10 protein-coding genes and 3 rRNA genes are annotated in these 24,548 nt (G+C 68.2%); 1 reads left to right on the top strand and 12 read right to left on the bottom strand.

The features are described from left to right. Positions 1 to 2: 2 nt before the first annotated feature. The 7 genes from OG946_RS28735 to OG946_RS28705 all read right to left on the bottom strand — a co-directional run bounded on the left by OG946_RS28735 (position 3) and on the right by OG946_RS28705 (position 13,007). A complete protein-coding gene (locus tag OG946_RS28735; protein ID WP_442814514.1) occupies positions 3 to 569 on the bottom strand; it encodes a CinA family protein in 567 nt (188 codons plus the stop codon). Then, positions 566 to 1,168 (bottom strand): CDP-diacylglycerol--glycerol-3-phosphate 3-phosphatidyltransferase, encoded by a 603-nt coding sequence (gene pgsA, locus OG946_RS28730; RefSeq protein ID WP_326798869.1) that lies wholly within the window; start codon positions 1,166 to 1,168, stop codon positions 566 to 568. Before pgsA ends, OG946_RS28735 begins: the two co-directional genes overlap by 4 nt. Further along, on the bottom strand, positions 1,165 to 2,760 hold the full coding sequence (gene rimO, locus OG946_RS28725; RefSeq protein ID WP_326798868.1) for a 30S ribosomal protein S12 methylthiotransferase RimO: 1,596 nt from the start codon (positions 2,758 to 2,760) through the stop codon (positions 1,165 to 1,167). Before rimO ends, pgsA begins: the two co-directional genes overlap by 4 nt. A gap of 144 nt (positions 2,761 to 2,904) precedes the next feature. Beyond that, a complete protein-coding gene (locus tag OG946_RS28720; protein WP_326798867.1) occupies positions 2,905 to 3,717 on the bottom strand; it encodes a helix-turn-helix domain-containing protein in 813 nt (270 codons plus the stop codon). Between the two features lie 184 nt (positions 3,718 to 3,901). Continuing rightward, a complete protein-coding gene (locus tag OG946_RS28715) occupies positions 3,902 to 6,625 on the bottom strand; it encodes a DNA translocase FtsK (protein ID WP_326798866.1) in 2,724 nt (907 codons plus the stop codon). Between the two features lie 91 nt (positions 6,626 to 6,716). Further along, entirely contained in the window at positions 6,717 to 7,379 is a 663-nt protein-coding gene (locus OG946_RS28710; protein WP_326798865.1) for a response regulator, read from the bottom strand. Positions 7,380 to 7,622: 243 nt separating this feature from the next. Continuing rightward, the gene (locus OG946_RS28705) at positions 7,623 to 13,007 is read right to left on the bottom strand and encodes a HAMP domain-containing protein (RefSeq protein ID WP_326800390.1); all 5,385 of its coding nucleotides are present in this window, start codon (positions 13,005 to 13,007) and stop codon (positions 7,623 to 7,625) included. Positions 13,008 to 13,353: 346 nt separating this feature from the next. Here OG946_RS28705 and OG946_RS28700 point away from each other — a divergent pair, with 346 nt between their 5' ends. Beyond that, positions 13,354 to 15,993: a SpoIIE family protein phosphatase gene (locus tag OG946_RS28700; RefSeq protein ID WP_326798864.1), complete on the top strand. Its 2,640-nt coding sequence runs from the start codon at positions 13,354 to 13,356 to the stop codon at positions 15,991 to 15,993. 76 nt (positions 15,994 to 16,069) lie between these two features. On the opposite strand, the gene rrf is transcribed toward OG946_RS28700, so the two are convergent. From rrf to dapA, 5 genes are all read right to left on the bottom strand, one after another. Continuing rightward, positions 16,070 to 16,186, bottom strand: a 5S ribosomal RNA gene (rrf, locus tag OG946_RS28695). 111 nt (positions 16,187 to 16,297) lie between these two features. Beyond that, positions 16,298 to 19,426: ribosomal RNA gene (locus tag OG946_RS28690) — 23S ribosomal RNA — on the bottom strand. Between the two features lie 172 nt (positions 19,427 to 19,598). Further along, positions 19,599 to 21,126: ribosomal RNA gene (locus tag OG946_RS28685) — 16S ribosomal RNA — on the bottom strand. The 16S, 23S and 5S rRNA genes sit together here, the layout of an rRNA operon. Positions 21,127 to 21,502: 376 nt before the next feature. Then, entirely contained in the window at positions 21,503 to 23,188 is a 1,686-nt protein-coding gene (locus tag OG946_RS28680) for a ribonuclease J (RefSeq protein ID WP_326798863.1), read from the bottom strand. 180 nt (positions 23,189 to 23,368) lie between these two features. Continuing rightward, positions 23,369 to 24,268 carry a 4-hydroxy-tetrahydrodipicolinate synthase gene (gene dapA / locus OG946_RS28675; RefSeq protein WP_326798862.1) on the bottom strand — a complete coding sequence of 300 codons (900 nt, stop codon included), beginning with the start codon at positions 24,266 to 24,268 and terminating at the stop codon, positions 23,369 to 23,371. Between the last annotated feature and the right edge of the window lie 280 nt (positions 24,269 to 24,548).

Genomic DNA, 24,548 nt, shown 5'->3' with positions numbered 1-24,548 from the left:
CTTCACCGTTCGCCAAGCGAGGAATACGGGGCCTCCTGATCAGGATTTTCCGGGTATTTCCGCCCCTCTTGCCCCTTCGGTGCCGCGTCCAGGTGCCGCCGGAGGAGCGTCAGCGCCTCCCCCACGGCCGCCGTGCGGATCTCCGTGCGAGAGCCCGTCAGGTTCAGCGACCGCGTCTCGGTCCGCCCCTCGGGACCGGCCACGGCCACGAAGACGGTGCCCGGCTGCTGGCCGTCCTGGGGATCGGGTCCCGCGACGCCCGTCGTCGCCACCGCCCAGTCGGCGCCCAGCCGCCAGCGCACCCCGGCGGCCATCTGCCTGGCGACCTCGCCGTCGACGGCGCCGCGCTGGGCGAGCAGCGAGCTGTCGACGCCGAGCACATCGCGCTTGAGGTCGGTCGCGTACGCGATGACGGCGCCCCGGAACGCCTGGGAGGCGCCGGGCACCACGGTGATCTCGGCGGCGAGGAGGCCGCCGGTGAGGGATTCGGCGACGGCGAGGGTGACGCCGAGCTCGTCGCACAGGGCGAGCAGGCCGGCCGCGGCCCCGTCGGTGTTCTGTGTGGTCACTGGACTCTCTGCTCCCGTTCGGCGGCCAGCCCCCTGCGGCGGAGCACGATCGCCTGCTTGACGTAGTCCAGGCCGGTCGCCACGGTCAGGACCACGGCGGCGGCCATGATCCAGAAGCGCAGCGTGGCGAGCGGTCCGGTGAGGGTGAGGATGTACATGCCCACGGCCACGCCCTGGGCCAGGGTCTTCAGCTTCCCGCCCCGGCTGGCCGGGATCACACCGTGCCTGATCACCCAGAACCTCATGAAGGTGATGCCGATCTCCCGCGCCAGGATCACGATCGTCACCCACCAGGGCAGGTCGCCCAGCGCCGACAGGCAGATCAGCGCGGCACCCATGATCGCCTTGTCGGCGATGGGGTCGGCGATCTTGCCGAAGTCGGTGACGAGGTCGTAGCGGCGGGCCAGTTCCCCGTCGAAGAGGTCGGTGATCATGGCGACCGTGAAGGCGGCCCATGCGAACGAGCGCCAGGCCGGGTCATGGCCGCCGTGGGCGGCCATGAGCAGCACGAACGCCGGTACGAGCAGCAGCCGCACCATGGTGAGGACGTTGGCGATGTTCCACAGACCGGCCTGACCGACGGCCGGGGCGGGGCTCATCTCGCGGCCTCCTCGGCCGGCTCCCTGGGCCGCCGCCGATCGGGCTCGCCTATCGGCTCCGCCAGCAGGTCCACGCCTTCGCTCCCCACCACCTTGGCGGTGACCAGCGCCCCCGGCGCCGCCTGCCGCGCGGTCCCGCCGGCCAGCAGCGTCACGCCGTCGGTCTCCGGCGCCTGGTGCGCCGCGCGGCCGACGACCTCCCCGGCGTCCGCGAAGGGGTCCGCACCGGCGTCGGGACCGGGATCCTCCACCGCGTCCACCAGGACCCGTAGCGTCTCCCCCACCCGCTCCTCGGCCCGCTGCGCCGTCAGCTCCTCCGCCAGCCGCGTCATGTGCGCCAGCCGCTCCGCGACCGCCTCCGGCGCGACCTTCGACCCGTACGTCGCGGCCTCCGTGCCCTCCTCGTCGGAGTAGCCGAAGATCCCCACGGCGTCGAGCCGCGCGGCGGTGAGGAAGCGCTCCAGCTCTTCCACGTCCCGCTCGGTCTCGCCCGGGAAGCCGACGATGAAGTTCGACCGCGCGCCCGCCTCCGGCGCCCGGGAGCGGATCTCCGCCAGCAGTTGCAGGAACCGCTCGGTGTCCCCGAAGCGGCGCATCGCGCGCAGCACTTCGGGGGCGGCGTGCTGGAAGGAGAGGTCGAAGTACGGCGCCACCTTCTCCGTCGACGTCAGCACGTCGATCAGCCCGGGGCGCATCTCGGCGGGCTGCAGATAGCTGACCCGGATCCGCTCGATGCCGTCCACGGCGGCCAGTTCGGGCAGCAGCGTCTCCAGCAGCCGCACGTCGCCGAGGTCTTTGCCGTACGAGGTGTTGTTCTCGGAGACGAGCATGATCTCCCGTACGCCCTGCCCGGCCAGCCAGCGGGTCTCGCCGAGGACGTCGGAGGGGCGGCGGGAGACGAAGGAGCCGCGGAACGAGGGGATCGCGCAGAACGTACATCGGCGGTCGCAGCCGGAGGCCAGCTTGACCGAGGCGACGGGTCCCGAGCCGAGCCGGCGGCGCAGCGGCGGCCGCGGCCCGGAGGCGGGGGCGACCCCGGCCGGCAGGTCGGCGGGGGCGGCGGGGGCGGCGGCGGTCGCGTCTGCCGGGCCGGCCGGGTCCGCGGCGCCCGGGTCGCCGTGGCCCGGCAGCGCCGCCGCGCCGCGGGCGGCGGCGTCCTGCCGCTCCGCGGGGCTGATCGGCAGCAGCTTGCGGCGGTCCCGCGGGGTGTGCGCGGCGTGGCCGCCGCCGGAGAGGATGGTCTGCAGCCGCACCGAGATGTCGGCGTAGTCGTCGAAGCCGAGGACGCCGTCCGCCTCCGGGAGCGCGTCGGCCAGCTCCTTCCCGTACCGCTCGGCCATGCAGCCGACGGCGACGACGGCCTGCGTACGGCCCGTGTCCTTGAGGTCGTTGGCCTCCAGCAGGGCGTCGACGGAGTCCTTCTTGGCGGCTTCGACGAATCCGCAGGTGTTCACGACGGCGACGTCCGCGGCGGCGGCGTCCGTGACGAGATCCCAGCCGTCCGCCGCCAGGCGGCCCGCAAGCTCCTCGGAGTCCACCTCGTTCCGGGCGCAGCCAAGCGTGACGAGGGCGACGGTGCGGCGTTCTGGCATGGGCTCAGCCTACTTCGTCCCGCGCCCGCAAACCGCCGCCGACCAGCCGCATTCCGCACGCCTGCGCGAAGCACGGGAGAGCGAGGGCACGGACGTACGAGCCTTGCCGCAGGCCGGGCCCGCGCAGCCGCCCGGCGGGGCAGGTCAGCCGGCCTCGGGATCGCCCTTGGTGTACGTCAGCCGCTCGACCTCGCCGGGCTGGAAGTCCTCCGCGATCTGCTTGCCGTTGACGAACAGGTCGACGCCGCCGGCGTTGCCGAGGACGAGGTAGATCTTCTCGCTGTCGGTGACGGTGACGGAGTCGCCCTGGGCGAGCACGCCCTCCTCCAGCTCGCGCCCGTCGGCGCCCTGCGCGGAGATCCAGCTCTGCCCGTCCGCCGCGACGATCCGCAGCGTCACCTTGTCCGGCGGGGCACCCGCCACCGCGCTGTCCGAGGGCTGCGGGCTCTGCTTGTCCTCGGCGCCGTCCTTGCCGGAGTCGGGGTCCTTCGGCTTCTGCGACCCCTGCGACTCCCCGGCCACCGAGGAGCCGTCCGGCTCGTCCTCGCCGCCGCCGCTGAAGACGGTGAACCCCACGAAACCGACGACCGCGACGATCGCGGCGACCATGGCGGCGGTCCAGTTGGGGCGGCGCGGCTCGGGGCGGATGCGCTCGGCCTCGAACATCGGGGCGGCGGGCGTCGGCTCGGGCCGGCCGCCGTGCTCCGCGTCGTACTGCGCGACGAGGTCCCCGGCCTCCAGGCCGACCGCCCGCGCAAGGGTTCGCACATGTCCGCGGGCGTAGACGTCGCCGCCGCAGCGAGAGAAATCGTCCTGTTCGATGGCATGGATGATCGGAATGCGCACACGCGTGGTCAAGCTGACCTGTTCGACGGACAGCTTGGCATCAAGGCGGGCCTGCTGAAGTGCGCAACCGACGGAAGGGCGGTCGCCTGTGGGGGAGTTGCCGAGGGACACGTGGGCGCCTTTCGGGGTGAGCCACCTGCCGGGTGTTCAGTCTAGGGGGGTTGTAAAAGGATCGGCCAACCGGTCGAGCACACTTAATGGGCCATCGGGATAGACGTACTGCCCGACCGCGGGATCACCCGCGCGGCCCATTGATGTGACGCATCAGGCGCCGAACCGGTTGCCCTGGTCGCCGTTACGGATGATCCTGCCCCCGCAGTTGGGCGAGCACTCCGTCCATTTCATCCGGTTTGATGAGTACGTCCCGGGCCTTCGAACCCTCACTCGGACCGACGATCCCGCGCGACTCCATCAGGTCCATCAGCCGCCCCGCCTTGGCGAACCCGACCCGCAGCTTGCGCTGGAGCATCGACGTGGAGCCGAACTGCGTGGAGACCACCAGCTCGGCCGCCTGGCACAGCAGATCGAGATCGTCACCGATCTCCTCGTCGATCTCCTTCTTCTTCGCCCCGCCGACCACGACGTCCTCGCGGAAGACCGGCGCCATCTGGTCCTTGCAGTGCTGCACGACCGTGGCGATCTCGTCCTCTTCGATGTACGCGCCCTGCAGCCGGACCGGCTTGTTCGCGCCCATCGGCAGGAACAGCCCGTCGCCCTTGCCGATCAGCTTCTCGGCGCCGGCCTGGTCGAGGATGACGCGGCTGTCGGCGAGGGAGGAGGTGGCGAAGGCCAGCCGGGACGGCACGTTCGCCTTGATGAGCCCGGTGACGACGTCGACGCTGGGGCGCTGGGTGGCGAGCACCAGGTGGATGCCGGCGGCGCGGGCGAGCTGCGTGATCCGTACGATCGCGTCCTCGACGTCCCGCGGCGCGACCATCATCAGGTCCGCCAGCTCGTCGACGATCACCAGCAGATACGGGTACGGGGCCAGCTCCCGTTCGCTGCCGGGCGGTGCGGTGGCCTTGCCGGAGCGGACGGCGGCGTTGAAGTCGTCGATGTGGCGGTAGCCGTACGCGGCGAGGTCGTCGTAGCGCAGGTCCATCTCGCGGACGACCCACTGCAGGGCCTCGGCGGCCCGCTTGGGGTTGGTGATGATCGGCGTGATCAGGTGCGGGATGCCCTCGTACGCGGTCAGCTCCACCCGCTTCGGGTCGACCAGCACCATCCGCACGTCCTCCGGCGTGGCCCGCGCCATGACGGAGGTGATCAGGCAGTTGATGCAGGAGGACTTGCCGGAGCCGGTGGCGCCGGCGATGAGGATGTGCGGCATCTTGGCGAGGTTCGCCGAGACGTAGCCGCCCTCGACGTCCTTGCCGAGGCCGACGAGCATCGGGTGGTCCTCGCCGGCCGCTTCCGCGGACCGCAGCACGTCGCCGAGCTTGACCATCTCGCGGTCGCTGTTGGGGATTTCGATGCCGACGGCGGACTTGCCGGGGATGGGGCTGATGATGCGCACGTCGGGGCTGGCGACGGCGTAGGCGATGTTCTTCGTCAGCGCCGTGATCCGCTCGACCTTCACGGCGGGGCCCAGCTCCACCTCGTACCGCGTGACGGTCGGGCCGCGGGTGAAGCCGGTGACGGCGGCGTCGACCTTGAACTCGGTGAAGACCTGGGTGAGGGAGGCGACGACGGCGTCGTTGGCGGCGCTGCGCGTCCGTCCTGGGCCGCCGCGCTCCAGGATGTCCAGGGACGGCAGCGCGTAGGTGATGTCGCCGGAGAGCTGGAGCTGTTCGGCGCGGGGCGGCAGGGCGGCGGGGGCGGGCTCGGCGGCCTGCTTGGTGAGGTCGGGGACGGAGTTCTCGACGCTTTCGGAGCGTACGGCCTCCTCCGCGCCCGACTCCTCGCGCGCGGCCGGCACGCCACCGGTGCGCTCGGCGACGCCGTGGGTGAGGTTGGCGAGCAGCGGGGAGGGCTGGACGCCGTGCAGCACGGCGCCGTCGAGGTCGGTGGCCGCGGCGGCGGCCGCGTCGATGGGGTCCATGCCGCCGTAGTCGCGATCGGCCGCCGCGCGCCGCGCGGGTGCGGGGGCGGCCGGCGCGGCGGGGGCCTTGCGGGTGCGGCGGCGGCGCAGCGGCGGCGGGGGCTCGTCGTCGGCGTCGTCCTCGTCCGTACGCACCAGGCCGTCGCGCCAGTCGTCGTCGAACTCCTCCGCCTTGGCCGCGGCCGCCGGATCGGGCCGCGGCTGTACGAGCCCGAGCCGCACCCCGGCGGAGTGGATCCGGTCCGGGATCGCCGCGACGGGCGTGGCGGTGACGACGAGCAGCCCGAAGATGGTCAGCAGCACCAGCAGCGGCAGCGCGAGCACGTCGCCGAGAGTGGTGACCAGCGGCCGGGACACCGCCCAGCCGACGAACCCGCCGGAGTCCCTGATGGTCTGCGTGCCCTCGCCGCGCCCGGGGGTGCCGCAGGCCAGGTGCACGAGCCCGAGCACGCCGATCACCAGCGCGGACAGGCCGATGACGATACGGCCGTTGGCCTCGGTCTGCTCGGGGTGGCGGATGAGGCGTACCGCGATGGTGGCCAGCAGGATCGGCACGAGCAGGTCGAGGCGGCCGAAGGCACCGGTGATCAGGATCTCGACCAGCTCGCCCACGGGGCCCTTGAGGTTCGACCAGGTGCCGGCCGCGACGATCAGGGCGATGCCGAGCAGCAGCAGCGCGAGGCCGTCCTTGCGGTGGGCGGGGTCGAGTCCCTTGGCGCCGCGCCCTATGCCGCGGAAGAGGGCGCCGACGGTGCGGGCAAGGCCGAGCCAGATCGCGCGCAGCAGCCGCAGCACACCGCCGGTCGGCGAGGGGGCGGGCTTCTTGGCCGGCGCCTTGGCCGCGCCCCCGGCCTTCTTCTGCGGCGGCTTCTTGGCGGGTGCCTTCTTCGCGGGCGCCTTCTTCGCCGCGGGCTTCTTGGCCGTGCTACCTCCGGACCGCTGCCGGGAGTTGCCGCTGCCAGAGGTACGTGAGGCCATACGTGCGAGGTTACCGGCAGCGCCCGCACGGGACAGGTAGGACGTGCAGGTACGCATCCTCCGCGCACCCGCGCCCCGCCGGGCGGCCCGGCTACTCCGCGTCGGGGCGGGAGCCGGGCTCCAGGGCGTCGATCGCCTTGCGCAGCCCGGTGAGTTTCCGCTCCAGATGCGCGGCGGTGGCGACCACGGCGGACTCCGCGTTCGCCCCGCTGAGCTGCTTCGACAGCGCCTCGGCCTGCTCCTCCGCGGCGGCGAGCCGGGCGGACAGCTCGGCGAGCAGCCCGGTCTGCGCGGCCCCGTCGCCGTTGGCCTTCTGGGCGCCTTCGAGCTGCAGCCGCAGCAGGCCCGCCTGCTCGCGCAACTGCAGGTTCTTCATGTACAGCTCGACGAAGACCGAGACCTTCGCCCGCAGCACCCAGGGGTCGAAGGGCTTGGAGATGTAGTCGACGGCTCCGGCGGCATAGCCCCGGAACGTGTGGTGCGGGCCGTGGTTGATGGCCGTGAGGAAGATGATCGGGATGTCGCGGGTGCGCTCGCGGCGCTTGATGTGCGCCGCGGTCTCGAACCCGTCCATGCCCGGCATCTGCACGTCGAGCAGGATCACCGCGAAGTCCTCGGTCAGCAGCGCTTTGAGCGCTTCCTCCCCGGACGACGCCCGGACCAGGTGCTGATCCAGCGCGGAAAGGATGGCCTCCAGCGCCAGCAGATTCTCCGGCCGGTCATCGACCAGGAGAATCTTGGCCTTCTGCACCATGGCCTGCCCTCCTCGCCCCGGCGGTGTGCCGGTCCTCGTCGCCAAAGACGCGCCCACCGTGCCGCCCGCCCTCGTGCCGGTCATCGTATCCACACCCCGAGACTCGCCACACCCTGTCACCGAGTTGTCACTGCATACTCAGCGACAACGCGCCTGCGATCAGTTTGGTTCCCGGAATCCTGCGTTCTCACACGCATTTGGACACACTGAGTCATCAAAGAGCAGGAATTCACGGCGATTTGACTACTCTCCGCTCATCCAACCGGCCATTACGGCCAGCAATCGGTCGGTATCCACCGGCTTGGTCACATAGTCCGATGCGCCCGCTTCGATGCTCTTCTCCTTGTCGCCCTTCATCGCCTTGGCCGTCAGCGCGATGATCGGCAGCCCGGCGAACTGCGGCATCCGGCGGATCGCCTCGGTCGTGGCGTAGCCGTCCATCTCCGGCATCATGATGTCCATCAGCACCACGGCCACGTCCTCGTGCTGCTCCAGCACCTCGATGCCCTCGCGGCCGTTCTCCGCGTACAGCACCGCGAGCCCGTGCTGCTCCAGCACGCTCGTCAGCGCGAAGACGTTGCGGATGTCGTCGTCGACGATGAGCACCTTCTCGCCGCGGAACGTGCCCTTGAAGCGCGGCGACGCCGACCGCTGCGGCTCCGCCCGCTCCAGGCCGCCGTTCACCGAGAGGGCGCCGGAAAGGGCCCCAGACGCCCCCGAGGCGTCCCGCGCGCCCGTCTCGCCCGTCGTGGGTCCCGCGGGCGGCCCCGAGGCGCCTGAGCGCCCGTCAGAGGACTTCCGCGTACGTCCCGAAGGCAGCGCCTCGACGTCGGCATCGGCGGCGGCCTTCGCCGCCTCGGCCTGCTCCAGGCCCGCCGCGAGCGCGCCCGTGACGGCGCCGCCCGTGCCCGGCAGCCCGGGGGCCGGGAGCTCGGCCGGGTGCAGCGGCAGGTACAGCGTGAACGTCGAGCCGCGGCCCGGCTCGCTGTCGACGTGGATCTCGCCGCCCAGCAGCCGGGCGATCTCCCGGCTGATCGACAGCCCCAGGCCCGTGCCGCCGTACTTCCGGCTCGTCGTGCCGTCGGCCTGCTTGAACGCCTCGAAGATCACGCCCATCTTGTTCGACGGGATACCGATCCCCGTGTCCGTGACCGAGAACGCGATCAGCTCGGCGTCCGGGTCGCGCAGCGCGCCCTGCTCCAGCAGTTGCTCCTTGATGGCCTGCGGCACGTCGTCCTTCGCGGTGCGGATCAGCAGCTCCACCGCGCCGCTGTCGGTGAACTTCACCGCGTTCGACAGCAGGTTGCGCAGCACCTGCAGCAGCCGCTGCTGGTCGGTGCTGAGCGTCGCCGGCGGGTCCGGCGAGACCCGTACCGAGAAGTCCAGGCCCTTCTCCGCCGTCAGCGGCCGGAACGTCGCCTCCACGTAGTCGACGAGCTGCACCAGCGCGATCCGGGTGGGGCTCACGTCCATCTTGCCCGCCTCGACCTTCGACAGGTCGAGGATGTCGTTGATCAACTGCAGCAGGTCCGAGCCCGCGCCGTGGATCGTCTCGGCGAACTCCACCTGCTTGGGCGTCAGGTTCCCGTCGCCGTTGTCGGCGAGCAGCTTCGCCAGGATCAGCAGCGAGTTCAGCGGCGTGCGCAGCTCGTGCGACATGTTCGCCAGGAACTCGGACTTGTACCGCATCGAGACCGCGAGCTGCTCCGCCCGCTCCTCCAGGCCCTGCTTGGCCTCCTCGATCTCCACGTTCTTGATCTCGATGTCGCGGTTCTGCCGGGCCAGCAGCTCGGCCTTCTCCTCCAGCTCCGCGTTCGACTCCTGGAGCGCCTTCTGCCGCACCTCCAGCTCGCCCTGCCGGTCGCGCAACTGCGCGGCCAGCTCCTGGGACTGGCTGAGCAGCACCTCGGTCTTGGAGTTGACGCTGATGGTGTTGACGCTGGTGGCGATGACCTCGGCGATCTGGCCGAGGAAGTCCTTCTGGATCTGGGTGAACGGCTGGAACGACGCCAGCTCCACCACGCCCAGCACCCGGCCCTCGAAGATCAGCGGGAGCACGATGACGTGCGCAGGCGGCGCCTGGCCGAGCCCCGAGGCGATCTTCAGATAGCCCTTGGGGACGTTCTCGACGACGATCGGGCGCCGCTCCTGCGCGGCGGTGCCCACCAGCGTCTCGCCGGGCCGCAGGATGTGCGGCAGCTCGTTCCCGGAGTGCCCGTACGAGCCGATCATGCGCAGCTCGTACGCGTCGTCCCCGCTGGCCGCGCCGATCTCCACGACGGCCTCGGCGCCGGTGCGCTGCACGAGGAAGAACGCGCCGTGCTGCGCGGCGACCACCGGGGTCAGCTCGCTCATGATCAGCCGCGCCACGTCGGCGAGGTCACGGCGGCCCTGCAGCAGGCCGGAGATACGGGCGAGGTTGCCCTTGAGCCAGTCCTGCTCCTTGTTGGCGATGGTCGTCTCACGGAGCTTCACGATCATCGTGTTGATGTGGTCCTGCAGCTCCATCATCTCGCCGTAGGCGTCCACGTCGATCTTGAGGTTCAGATCGCCGCGGGTCACCGCCGTGGCCACCTGGGCGATCTGCCGCACCTGACTGGTGAGGTTGTTCGCCATCAGGTTGACCGACTCCGTGAGGTCCTTCCAGATCCCGGAGACGCCGGGCACCCGCGCCTGCCCGCCGAGGCGGCCCTCGGTACCCACCTCCCGCGAGACCCGGGTCACCTCGTCACCGAAGGACGAGAGCTGGTCGACCATCGTGTTGATCGTGGTCTTCAGCTCCAGGATCTCGCCCTGCGCGGCCACGTCGATCTTCTTCGACAGGTCGCCGCTGGCCACCGCGGTGGTCACCATGGCGATGTTCCGCACCTGGTTGGTGAGGTTGGACGCCATCGAGTTCACGGACTCGGTGAGGTCCTTCCACGTACCCGAGACACCCGGCACGCGGGCCTGGCCGCCGAGCCGGCCGTCCGTGCCGACCTCGCGGGCGACGCGGGTGACCTCGGCGGCGAACGACGAAAGCGTCTTGACCATGGTGTTGACGGTGGCCGCGAGCTGCTGGACCTCGCCGCGCGCCTCGACCGTGACCGTACGGGTCAGGTCGCCGTTGGCGACGGCCGTGGCGACCTGGGAGATGTTGCGCACCTGGCTGGTCAGGTTGACCGCCATCTGGTTCACGTTGTCGGTGAGGTCCTTCCAGATGCCCGAGACCCCGCGCACCCGCGCCTGGCCGCCGAGCTGGCCCTCCGTGCCCACCTCGCGCGCCACCCGCGTGACCTGCTCGGCGAACGACGACAGTTGGTCGACCATCGTGTTCACCGTCGTCACGAGTTCGAGGATCTCGCCCCGCGCGTCGACGGTGATCTTCTTGGACAGGTCGCCGCGCGCCACCGCGGTGGTGACCTCGGCGATGCTGCGCACCTGGTTGGTGAGGTTGTTCGCCATCGAGTTGACGGACTGGGTGAGGTCCTTCCACGTACCGGAGACGCCCTGCACCTCCGCCTGGCCGCCGAGCTTGCCCTCGGTGCCGACCTCGCTGGCGACCCGGGTCACCTGGTCCGCGAAGGACGAGAGCTGGTCCACCATCGTGTTGATGGTGTTCTTCAGCTCCAGGATCTCCCCGCGCGCGTCCACGTCGATCTTCTGCGAGAGGTCGCCGCGCGCGACCGCCGTCGCGACCTGGGCGATGTTGCGGACCTGGCCGGTCAGGTTGCCGGCCATGAAGTTGACCGAATCGGTCAGGTCCCGCCAGACGCCGGCGACGCCCTGCACCCGGGCCTGCCCGCCGAGCCTGCCCTCCGTGCCCACCTCGCGCGCCACCCGCGTGACCTGCTCGGCGAAGGAAGAGAGCTGATCGACCATGGTGTTGACGGTGTTCTTCAGCTCCAGGATCTCGCCGCGGGCGTCGACCTCGATCTTCTGCGAGAGGTCGCCGCGCGCCACGGCCGTCGTCACCTGGGCGATGTTGCGGACCTGACCGGTCAGGTTGCTCGCCATCGAGTTGACGGAGTCGGTGAGGTCCTTCCACGTACCCGAGACGCCCTCGACGCGCGCCTGGCCGCCGAGGCGGCCCTCCGTGCCCACGTCCCGCGCCATCCGCGTCACCTGGTCGGCGAAGGAGGACAACTGGTCCACCATCGTGTTCACGGTGTTTTTGAGCTGGAGCATCTCGCCGGAGACGTCCACCGTGACCTTCTGCGACAGATCGCCGTTCGCGACCGCCGTCGTCACCTGCGCGATGTTGCGGACCTGGCCGGTCAGGTTGCGGAACGCCGTGTTGACCGAGTCGACCAGGTCCTTCCACGTACCCGCGGCCCCGGCCACCTGCGCCTGGCCGCCCAGTTCGCCCTCCACGCCGACCTCGCGGGCGACCCGCGTGACCTCGGCGCCGAAGGAGGAGAGCTGGTCGACCATGGTGTTGACGGTGTTCTTCAGTTCCAGCATCTCGCCGGAGACGTCCACCGTGACCTTCTGCGAGAGATCGCCGTTGGCGACCGCCGTCGTCACCTGCGCGAACTCGCGCACCTGCCGGGTGAGGTTGGAGAAGGCGGTGTTCACCGAGTCGGTGAGGTCCTTCCAGATGCCCGCCGCGCCGGGCACCTGCGCCTGCCCGCCCAGCCGGCCCTCCGCGCCGACCTCGCTGGCCACGCGCGTCACCTCGCCGGCGAAGGTGCGCAGCGTCTCGGTCATCGTGTTGATCGTGTCCGCGAGCTGGGCGACCTCGCCGCGCGCGCTGACGGTCACCTTCTGCGACAGGTCGCCGTTGGCGACCGCGGTGGTGACCTGCGCGATGCCGCGCACCTGGGCGGTCAGGTTGCCCGCCATCAGGTTCACGCTGTCCGTGAGGTCCTTCCACACCCCTCCGACGCCCTCGACCTGCGCCTGCCCGCCCAGCTCGCCCTCGGTGCCCACCTCGCGGGCCACCCGGGTCACCTCGGAGGAGAACGCGGAGAGCTGGTCCACCATCGTGTTGACGGTGTTCTTCAGTTCCAGCATCTCGCCGTCGACGTGCACGGTGACCTTGCGGGACAGGTCGCCCTTGGCGACCGCCGTGGTCACCAGGGCGATGTCGCGGACCTGGGCCGTCAGCCGGTACGCCATGGTGTTCACGGAGTCCGTGAGGTCCTTCCAGGACCCGGACATCCCGCGCACCTTCGCCTGGCCGCCGAGCTTCCCCTCGGTGCCGACCTCGCTGGCGACCCGGGTCACCTCGTCCGTGAACACGGAGAGCTGGTCCACCAGCCCGTTGACCGTGCGGCCCATCTTCAGCACCTCGCCGCGCAGCGGGTGCGGGGCGCCGTCCTGGCCCTGCGGCCGCAGATCCATGCGCTGCTGCAGATCGCCGTCCGCCACCGCCGTCAGCACCCTGCCGACATCGGCCAGGGGGCGTACGAGATCGTCCACGAGCGCGTTCGACGCGTCGACCGCCGCCGCCCACGACCCCTCGCAGGGCCCCGCGGACAGCCGCTCCGCGAGCTTGCCCTCGCGGCCGACCATGCGCCGCACCCGCGACAGCTCGCCGGTGACGTGCAGATTACGCTCCGCGACCTCGTTGAAGACCTCGGCGATCTCCGACATCACTCCGTCGCCGCCGACCCGCAGGCGCTTGCGGAAGTTGCCGTCGCGCATCGACTCCAGGGCGCCGAGCAGGCGATACAGCGAGGCCGTATCGACCTGTGTGGTCCCGGAGGGCGTCCGGGAGCGTCCGCCCTTCGTGCGCGGACTCACGCCCGGCGCGCTCGCGTCAGACTGCACTGTGTCCCTCCCGCAGGGTCGACGTTCGCCTCGGGCTCCCTCCGAAGCCTTCCCAGTGTTTCACCCCGGCCCTGGCAGGCCATAACAGTTCGGCGGCTAAGGCGCACTTTCCGAGTGTTAAGAGAAGGATCCGGCATCTGTCCGCAGGGTGAAGGTAAGTACCCTGGCATCCGCCGTCCATCCCTTCAGCCGGGAGAGTGGCACATCGAGAGGAGAGCTGGTGACCACCGCGCGGGCTGCGGCCACCTTCGAGCCGGTCGGGCGCTCCGTCGCCGCGGCCAGGACCTTCGTCCGCGACACCCTCCAGGGCTGGGGCTATCCCGAGGCTACAGACGACGCCGTCGTACTGACCAGCGAACTTGTGACGAACGCCATAATTCATGCTGGTACGGCAGTAGATGTCCTTTGTATCCGAATGGCAGACGCGGTACGGGTCGAGGTCGCCGACCGGCACGCAGAGCGCGAGTTGCCGCTGCACAGCCCCCAGCTCCAGCCCACGCCCCTCGACCGCGAAGGCGGCCGCGGCCTGATGCTCTGCGCCGCCCTCGCCAGCCGCTGGGGCGTCGACTACACCGCGGAGCACAAGCGCGTCTGGTTCCAGCTCTCCGTCGCGGACCCGCCCGCAGGCACCCGCGCCGCCGGCCCCGAGCTGCCCGTCGACGAGCTGCCGCTGGCCGAGGAGCGTATCCGCGTCGCCGTCGTCCGCATCGACCGCGGCGGCCTCGTCAGCGAGTGGAACGACGACGCCCACGACCTCTTCGGCTACGAGCCGGAGAAGGTCATCGGCAAGCCCCTCGGCGACCTTGCCGCCTGGCCGCACACCCCCGGCACCGGCACGGGACTGGTCGAGGCGCTCCAACTCTCCCGCTGGGAGGGCTCGTACGGCATCCGCTGCAACGACGGGCGCGTCACCCCCGTCTACGCCTCGCACATGCGCCTGCGCAACTCGGCCGGCGACCCGTCCACGATCTGCCTCATGGTCCGCGACCGCGAACGCGCCATCCTGCAGACCCCGCTGCGCACCCCCGCGGGCGACAGCCACGGCAGCGAGGGCCGCGCCAGGGGCTTCCCCGGCGGCGACTCCTTCGAGGCGTTCATCGGCACCCCCTCGCCCGACGACCTCGACGGCCTGCTCCAGCGCACCGTGGAGCGCGCCCGCGACATGCTCGCCGCCGACGCCGCGTACCTGCTGCTCGCCACCGACGACGAGACCGAGCTGGAGGTACGGGCCTCCACGGGGCTGCCCTCCGCCCGCCAGCGGTTCGCCCGCGTCCCCGTCGAGACCGGCACCGGACGCTACGGCTCCGCCCGCCTCCCGTCCGTCCACGAAGACCTCATGGCCGACCCCGACGCCGTACCCCTGCTGGCGGCCACCGGCATGCGCTCCGTCGTCTCCGTACCGCTGAAGGTCGAAGGCCGCCTCACCGGCTCCCTCGGCGTCGCCGCTGAGGTGCCCGGCCGCTACACCAACGAGGAAGCGCTACGCCTCCAGTTCGCCGCCGACCGCATCGCGCTCGCCGTCGAGTCCGCCCGCCTCGGCGAGCTGGAACGGCTGCGCCGCGGCTCCCTGTCCTTCCTCGTCGAAGCCTCCGACCTGCTCGCCGGCACCCTGGACCGGGACCAGACGCTGGCCCTGATGGCCCAGATGATCGTCCCCACGCTCGCCAGTTGGTGCGCCGTCTACACCCTCCCGGAACAGGCCGAGCCCGAACTCAGCTACGTCCTGCACGAGGACGAGGACCGCATCGACGACCTGCGCGCCCTTCTCTCCCGCATCGACCCGCCCGACGCCGTCCTCGTCCCCGGCGCCCGCCAGTGGCGCGGGCCGGGCGACGCGGCGCACACGCTGGCGATGCGCAGCTCGTTCCTCAGCCTCAGCATCGTGGGCAACACGACCCTCGCCGAGGACGCCGAGACCTCCCTCGCCACGGCGGCGACCGTCGGTGGCGAAACCGTTGTGCTGCCGCTCGTCGCCCGCAACCGCGTCATCGGCATGCTCGTCCTCGGCAAGCCGACCGACGAGCACTTCCGCCAGGAGATCCTCGAACTCGCCGAGGACCTCTCCCGCCGGGCGGCCCTGGCCCTCGACAACGCGCGCCTCTACTCCGAGCGCACCACCATCAGCCAGTCCCTGCAGCGCAGCCTTCTGCCTCCGGGCCTGCCGGACATCCCCGGCGTCGAGGTCGAGGTCATCTACCGCCCCGCGGGCGAGGGCAACGAGGTCGGCGGCGACTTCTACGACCTCTTCGAGATCCGGGACGGCACCTACGGCTTCGCCATCGGAGACGTCTGCGGTACGGGCCCGGAAGCCGCCGCCGTCACGGGCCTGGCCCGGCACGCACTGCGCCTGCTGGCCCGCGAGGGCTTCGGCGGCCCGGCGGTACTGGAGCGCCTCAACGCCGCCATCCTCGACGAGGGCGCCCGCGGCCGCTTCCTGACGCTCCTCTACGGCGAGCTCTGGCCCCAGCCGGACGGCAGCGCCGTCCTCAAGACCGTCTGCGCCGGTCACCCGCCCCCGCTCCGCCTGCGCCCCGACGGCACGGTGGAACAGGCCACGGAATCCCAGCCGTTGCTGGGCGTCATGGACGACCTGGAGCTCCACAGCGAAGAACTGGTCCTCGACCCGGGCGACGTCCTCCTGTGCGTCACGGACGGCGTGACGGAACGCCGCGAGGGCACCCGCATGCTCGGCGACGAGGGCCTGATCGACGTCCTCACGACATGCACGGGCCTGACGGCTGGCGCGGTGGCAGCGCGGGTGCTGCGCACGGTGGAACGCTTCGCGGCGGAGCCGGCGTCGGACGACATGGCGATCCTGACGATGCGGGTGCCGGGCCAGATGAACGGGAACGGCGAGTAGGAGACAGGGCCCTGGGAAAGGACCCCGGAAATGACTCAACCCCCGGACGGTGTCCGGGGGTTGAGTACTAAAGATTGTTCGGCGGTGACCTACTCTCCCACACGGTCCCCCATGCAGTACCATCGGCGCGGTCGGGCTTAGCTTCCGGGTTCGGAATGAGACCGGGCGTTTCCCCAACGCTATAACCACCGAAACCCTCAAAGGGTCAGCGAACAAGCACACTCTTCAGTTAAGTGAACAAACTCAAGCCAACCCGACAACAACGGTTTGTTGTCTGGGAACAACACAGTGGACGCAAGCAGCTATGGACAAGCCCTCGGCCTATTAGTACCGGTCACCTCCACCCCTCACAGGGCTTCCAGATCCGGCCTATCAACCCCGTCGTCTACAGGGGGCCTTAACCCCTCATGGGGGTGGGAGTCCTCATCTCGAAGCAGGCTTCCCGCTTAGATGCTTTCAGCGGTTATCCCTCCCGAACGTAGCCAACCAGCCATGCCCTTGGCAGAACAACTGGCACACCAGAGGTCCGTCCGTCCCGGTCCTCTCGTACTAGGGACAGCCCTTCTCAAGACTCCTACGCGCGCAGCGGATAGGGACCGAACTGTCTCACGACGTTCTAAACCCAGCTCGCGTGCCGCTTTAATGGGCGAACAGCCCAACCCTTGGGACCGACTCCAGCCCCAGGATGCGACGAGCCGACATCGAGGTGCCAAACCATCCCGTCGATATGGACTCTTGGGGAAGATCAGCCTGTTATCCCCGGGGTACCTTTTATCCGTTGAGCGACGGCGCTCCCACAAGCCACCGCCGGATCACTAGTCCCTGCTTTCGCACCTGCTCGACCCGTCAGTCTCGCAGTCAAGCTCCCTTGTGCACTTACACTCACCACCTGATGACCAACCAGGCTGAGGGAACCTTTGGGCGCCTCCGTTACTCTTTAGGAGGCAACCGCCCCAGTTAAACTACCCACCAGACACTGTCCCCGATCCGGATCACGGACCCAGGTTAGACATCCAACACGACCAGAGTGGTATTTCAACGACGACTCCACAACCACTGGCGTGGCCGCTTCACAGTCTCCCACCTATCCTACACAAGCCGAACCGAACACCAATATCAAGCTATAGTAAAGGTCCCGGGGTCTTTCCGTCCTGCTGCGCGAAACGAGCATCTTTACTCGTAATGCAATTTCACCGGGCCTATGGTTGAGACAGTCGAGAAGTCGTTACGCCATTCGTGCAGGTCGGAACTTACCCGACAAGGAATTTCGCTACCTTAGGATGGTTATAGTTACCACCGCCGTTTACTGGCGCTTAAGTTCTCAGCTTCGCCACCCCGAAGAATGACTAACCGGTCCCCTTAACGTTCCAGCACCGGGCAGGCGTCAGTCCGTATACATCGCCTTACAGCTTCGCACGGACCTGTGTTTTTAGTAAACAGTCGCTTCTCGCTGGTCTCTGCGGCCACCCCCAGCTCCCCGCGTAAAACGGATCACCAGAAGCGGCCCCCTTCTCCCGAAGTTACGGGGGCATTTTGCCGAGTTCCTTAACCATAGTTCACCCGAACGCCTCGGTATACTCTACCTGACCACCTGAGTCGGTTTAGGGTACGGGCCGCCATGAAACATCGCTAGAGGCTTTTCTCGACAGCATAGGATCATCCACTTCACCACAATCGGCTCGGCATCAGGTCTCACCCTCATGTTGCACGGATTTACCTGCACAACGGGCCACACCCTTACCCCGGGACAACCACCGCCCGGGCTGGACTACCTTCCTGCGTCACCCCATCACTCACCTACTACAAGCTCGGATCACCGGCTCCACCACACCCACCCTCACCCGAAGGATCAGACAGGGGGCTTCACGGGCTTAGCATCACCTGATTCGATGTTTGGCGCTTCACAGCGGGTACCGGAATATCAACCGGTTATCCATCGACTACGCCTGTCGGCCTCGCCTTAGGCCCCGACTTACCCTGGGCAGATCAACTTGACCCAGGAACCCTTAGTCAATCGGCGCACACGTTTCCCACGTGTGTATCGCTACTCATGCCTGCATTCTCACTCGCGAACCGTCCACCACTACCTTCCGGTGCGGCTTCACCCGGCACACGACGCTCCCCTACCCAACAACACACCCGTTAAGGCTATCTGTGCTGCTGACACGACTTCGGCGGTACGCTTGAGCCCCGCTACATTGTCGGCGCGGAATCACTTGACCAGTGAGCTATTACGCACTCTTTCAAGGATGGCTGCTTCTAAGCCAACCTCCTGGTTGTCTCTGCGACTCCACATCCTTTCCCACTTAGCATACGCTTAGGGGCCTTAGTCGATGCTCTGGGCTGTTTCCCTCTCGACCACGGAGCTTATCCCCCGCAGTCTCACTGCCGCGCTCAACTTACCGGCATTCGGAGTTTGGCTAAGGTCAGTAACCCGGTAAGGCCCATCGCCTATCCAGTAGCTCTACCTCCGGCAAGCAACACACGACGCTGCACCTAAATGCATTTCGGGGAGAACCAGCTATCACGGAGTTTGATTGGCCTTTCACCCCTAACCACAGGTCATCCCCCAGGTTTTCAACCCTGGTGGGTTCGGGCCTCCACGACCTCTTACAGCCGCTTCACCCTGCCCATGGCTAGATCACCCCGCTTCGGGTCTAGAGCGTGCAACTCAAACGCCCAGCTAGGACTCGCTTTCGCTACGGCTACCCCACACGGGTTAACCTCGCTACACACCGCTAACTCGCAGGCTCATTCTTCAAAAGGCACGCAGTCACGACGCCATGCACACAAGGTGCACGACGCGACGCTCCCACGGCTTGTAGGCACACGGTTTCAGGTACTCTTTCACTCCGCTCCCGCGGTACTTTTCACCATTCCCTCACGGTACTATCCGCTATCGGTCACCAGGGAATATTTAGGCTTAGCGGGTGGTCCCGCCAGATTCACACGGGATTTCTCGGGCCCCGTGCTACTTGGGTGGTTCACAACGAGCCGCACACATTTCAACTACGGGGGTCTTACCCTCTACGCCGGGCCTTTCGCATGCCCTTCGTCTACATATGCGGTTTCTCACTCGCCGACCAGCCGGCAGACCAGTCACGTAAACTCCCACAACCCCGCCCGCGCAACCCCTGCCGGGTATCACACACAAACGGTTTAGCCTCATCCGGTTTCGCTCGCCACTACTCCCGGAATCACTATTGTTTTCTCTTCCTGCGGGTACTGAGATGTTTCACTTCCCCGCGTTCCCTCCACACCGCCTATACATTCAGCAGCGGGTGACAGCCCATGACGACTGCCGGGTTTCCCCATTCGGACACCCCCGGATCACAGCTCGGTTGACAGCTCCCCGGGGCCTATCGCGGCCTCCCACGTCCTTCATCGGTTCCTGGTGCCAAGGCATCCACCATGCGCCCTTAAAAACTTGGCCACAGATGCTCGCGTCCACTGTGCAGTTCTCAAACAACAACCCATAAGAGAAACAGACACTCACATGCCCGTACTCTCAGACACCCAACAGTGCGCCGTGATGCGTAATCGATGTTCCACCCATGAGCTGGCCGTGCAAGACACTTGCTTGCATGCGGCACTGTGCTCCTTAGAAAGGAGGTGATCCAGCCGCACCTTCCGGTACGGCTACCTTGTTACGACTTCGTCCCAATCGCCAGTCCCACCTTCGACGGCTCCCTCCCACAAGGGGTTGGGCCACCGGCTTCGGGTGTTACCGACTTTCGTGACGTGACGGGCGGTGTGTACAAGGCCCGGGAACGTATTCACCGCAGCAATGCTGATCTGCGATTACTAGCGACTCCGACTTCATGGGGTCGAGTTGCAGACCCCAATCCGAACTGAGACCGGCTTTTTGAGATTCGCTCCACCTTGCGGTATCGCAGCTCATTGTACCGGCCATTGTAGCACGTGTGCAGCCCAAGACATAAGGGGCATGATGACTTGACGTCGTCCCCACCTTCCTCCGAGTTGACCCCGGCAGTCTCCCGTGAGTCCCCACCACCCCGAAGAGCGTGCTGGCAACACAGGACAAGGGTTGCGCTCGTTGCGGGACTTAACCCAACATCTCACGACACGAGCTGACGACAGCCATGCACCACCTGTACACCGACCACAAGGGGGCACCCATCTCTGGATGTTTCCGGTGTATGTCAAGCCTTGGTAAGGTTCTTCGCGTTGCGTCGAATTAAGCCACATGCTCCGCCGCTTGTGCGGGCCCCCGTCAATTCCTTTGAGTTTTAGCCTTGCGGCCGTACTCCCCAGGCGGGGCACTTAATGCGTTAGCTACGGCACGGACGACGTGGAATGCCGCCCACACCTAGTGCCCACCGTTTACGGCGTGGACTACCAGGGTATCTAATCCTGTTTGCTCCCCACGCTTTCGCTCCTCAGCGTCAGTATCGGCCCAGAGATCCGCCTTCGCCACCGGTGTTCCTCCTGATATCTGCGCATTCCACCGCTACACCAGGAATTCCGATCTCCCCTACCGAACTCCAGCCTGCCCGTATCGAATGCAGACCCGGGGTTAAGCCCCGGGCTTTCACATCCGACGCGACAAGCCGCCTACGAGCTCTTTACGCCCAATAATTCCGGACAACGCTTGCGCCCTACGTATTACCGCGGCTGCTGGCACGTAGTTAGCCGGCGCTTCTTCTGCAGGTACCGTCACTCTCGCTTCTTCCCTGCTGAAAGAGGTTTACAACCCGAAGGCCGTCATCCCTCACGCGGCGTCGCTGCATCAGGCTTGCGCCCATTGTGCAATATTCCCCACTGCTGCCTCCCGTAGGAGTCTGGGCCGTGTCTCAGTCCCAGTGTGGCCGGTCGCCCTCTCAGGCCGGCTACCCGTCGTCGCCTTGGTAGGCCATCACCCCACCAACAAGCTGATAGGCCGCGGGCCCATCCTGCACCGCCGGAGCTTTCCACCAACAGGCATGCGCCCGAAGGTACTATCCGGTATTAGACCCCGTTTCCAGGGCTTGTCCCAGAGTGCAGGGCAGATTGCCCACGTGTTACTCACCCGTTCGCCACTAATCCCCGGCCGAAACCGGATCATCGTTCGACTTGCATGTGTTAAGCACGCCGCCAGCGTTCGTCCTGAGCCAGGATCAAACTCTCCGTAAATGCATACATGATGCATCACAGAAACGAGTCTGCCTCGCTTACTGCTGTGTCACTACATCAAACACTTGGCATCGATTACTTGGCACACTGTTGAGTTCTCAAAGAACGGACACTACCTTCAAGACTCCTTCGAGCCTCTCCGGGCGTTTCCCTTCGGTGTGTTCCAACCCTAACAGCTTCCTGTGGGTTGAAATGACCGCCCCTCGGCCCCAGTTGAGCGGGCACGATGGCCCTCGGGCTCATCGGGCGGTGTCGTCAACTTACTGGACGTTCGGCCCTCGTGCAAATCGGCTCCGGCCCCAACCCCCGCCTGGGGCAATGTCCGAGGCGGGGGTTGGGGCCGGGCCGTGTGCAACGGGGCGGCTCCCGGGGGGTGTCAGACCTCGACGACGACCGGGAGGATCATCGGGCGGCGGCGGAAGGTGTCGGAGACCCACTTGCCCACCGTGCGCCGGACCAACTGCTGGAGCTGGTGTGTCTCGGCTACGCCGTCCGAGGCGGACTTGGCGAGGGCTTCCTCCAGCTTCGGGATGACGTCCCGGAACGCCGCGTCCTCGATACCGGAGCCGCGGCTCTGGACATGAGGGCCGCCCACGATCTTCCCCGTCGTGCTGTCGACCACGACGAAGACGCTGATGATGCCCTCCTCGCCGAGGATGCGGCGGTCCTTGAGCGAGGACTCCGTCACGTCGCCGACGGAGAGGCCGTCGACGTACACGTATCCCGCCTGGACCTTGCCGGAGATCTTGGCGACTCCGTCGACCAGGTCGACGGCCACGCCGTCCTCCGCGATGACGATGCGGTCCGCGCGGACGCCTGTCGCCGCCGCGAGTTCGGCGTTGGCGCGCAGGTGGCGCCATTCGCCGTGGACCGGCATGACGTTGCGGGGTTTGCAGATGTTGTAGAAGTACAGCAGTTCGCCGGCCGAGGCGTGGCCCGAGACATGGACCTTGGCGTTGCCCTTGTGGACGACGTTGGCGCCCCAGCGGGTGAGGCCGTTGATCACGCGGTAGACCGCGTTCTCGTTCCCCGGGATCAGGGACGAGGCGAGGATGACGGTGTCGCCGGCGACGATGCGGATCTGGTGGTCGCGGTTGGCCATCCGGGACAGGGCGGCCATCGGCTCGCCCTGCGAGCCCGTACAGACGAGGACGACCTCGCGGTCCGGCAGGTCGTCGAGGGTCTTCACGTCGACGACCAGTCCCGCGGGCACCCGCAGGTAGCCGAGGTCACGGGCGATGCCCATGTTGCGGACCATGGAGCGGCCGACGAAGGCGACCTTCCTGCCGTACGCGTGCGCCGCGTCCAGGACCTGCTGGATGCGGTGCACGTGGCTCGCGAAGCTCGCGACGATGATCCTTCGCTGCGCCGCCGCGAACACCCCGCGCAGCACGCCGGAGATGTCCTTCTCCGGGGCCACGAACCCCGGGACCTCGGCGTTGGTGGAGTCCACCAGCAGCAGGTCGATGCCCTCCTCGCCGAGGCGCGCGAACGCGGGCAGGTCGGTGAGGCGGCCGTCGAGGGGCAGTTGGTCCATCTTGAAGTCGCCGGTGTGCACGACGACGCCCGCGGGGGTGCGGACGGCGACGGCCAGGCTGTCCGGGATGGAGTGGTTGACGGAGACGAACTCGCAGTCGAAGGGCCCGATGCGCTCCCTGCCGCCCTCGGCGACCTGGAGGGTGTACGGGCGGATGCGGTGCTCCTGGAGCTTGGCCTCGATGAGGGCGAGGGTCAGCTTGGAGCCGATCAGGGGGATGTCCGCCTTCTCGCGGAGCAGGTACGGCACGGCGCCGATGTGGTCCTCGTGGCCGTGCGTGAGGACGATGCCCTCGATGTCGTCGAGGCGGTCCCTGATGGTGGAGAAGTCGGGAAGGATCAGGTCGACCCCGGGCTGCTCCTCTTCGGGGAAGAGGACGCCGCAGTCGACGATCAGCAGGCGGCCGCCGTATTCGAAGACGGTCATGTTGCGGCCGATCTCGCCGAGTCCGCCGAGCGGCGTGACGCGCAGGGCGCCCTCCGCGAGTGCGGGGGGTGGGCCGAGTTCGGGATGGGGATGGCTCAAGGTCTCTCCTCACCATGCGCACCGGCCGGGTCCCGGCGGCGGGCCCGGGCGGGGCGCACATGGATGCGTGCGACGGCGGCTTCCCTGAAGCCGCGCCGCGGCTTTCTCGGTATGCGGTTGTGACGTCTCGGTGGCGGGGAGGACGGCGGTGGTGCGACGCGTACGGCCGGGCGCGTACGGCTATACGTGCACGCCGCCGCCCTTGAGGTCCCGCTTGAGCTGCTCGGTCTCCTCCGGCGAGAGTCCCACGAGGGGCAGCCGCAGCGGGCCGCCGGGCATCTGCCGCAGGGTGAGCGCCGCCTTGACGGTGATGACGCCCTGGGTGCGGAACATGCCGGTGTAGACGGGAAGCAGTTGCTGGTGCAGTTCGGTGGCCTTGGTCACGTCCCCGCCGGTGTACGCCTCGACGAGGGCGACCAGTTCGGGGGTGACGAGGTGGCCGACGACGGAGACGAAGCCGACGCCGCCGACGGACAGCAGCGGCAGGTTCAGCATGTCGTCGCCGGAGTACCAGGCCAGGCCCGTCTGGGCGATGGCCCAGCTCGCGCGGCCGAGGTCGCCCTTGGCGTCCTTGTTGGCGACGATCCGCGGGTGCTCGGCCAGCCGGACCATGGTCTCGGTGTTGATCGGGACGCCGCTGCGGCCGGGGATGTCGTAGAGCATCACGGGCAGGTCGGTGGCGTCGGCGATGGCCGTGAAGTGGGCGTAGAGGCCCTGCTGCGGCGGCTTGCTGTAGTACGGCGTGACGGCCAGCAGGCCGTGGGCGCCGGCGTCCTGGGCGGCGCGGGCCAGCTCGACGCTGTGCCGGGTGTCGTTCGTCGAGGCTCCGGCGACGATGTGGGCGCGGTCGCCGACGGCGTCCACCACGGCCCGTACGAGCTGGGCTTTCTCCGCATCGCTCGTGGTGGGGGACTCACCGGTGGTGCCGTTGAGCACCAGCCCGTCGTTGCCTGCGTCGACGAGGTGGGCGGCGAGTCGCTGGGCGCCGTCGAGGTCGAGGGCGCCGTCGGGGGTGAACGGCGTGACCATGGCGGTCAGCATCCGTCCGAAGGGCGTCTGCGGGGTGGATGTCGGAGCCATGAGTCACACGCTACTCGTAAGAATGCCCGGAGTGCGCGCTTGGGTGGCGTGCGGTGCGGCAGGCGCGGGAGAACCCGGCACTGCCTGCTCGGGGGTTCAAGCAGTACCGGGTTCGTATCCTCAGCCTAGGTGAACTTCGCAATAACTGCCATTCCAGACATTTCGCAGCGACTTTTGAGCGCTCCCGGCTCCGCCGGCCCGCCGGGCACCCGCTACAGCCGGGTACCTTTGAGAGGTATTCGGCACATGGCCCTGGATCTGGGCACTTTACGGGACGTTC

The organism is Streptomyces sp. NBC_01808, from assembly GCF_035917395.1.
GTDB lineage: Bacteria > Actinomycetota > Actinomycetes > Streptomycetales > Streptomycetaceae > Streptomyces.
Note: the sequence above shows the minus strand (reverse complement) of the source record. Positions and strands in the feature narration are given on the sequence as shown.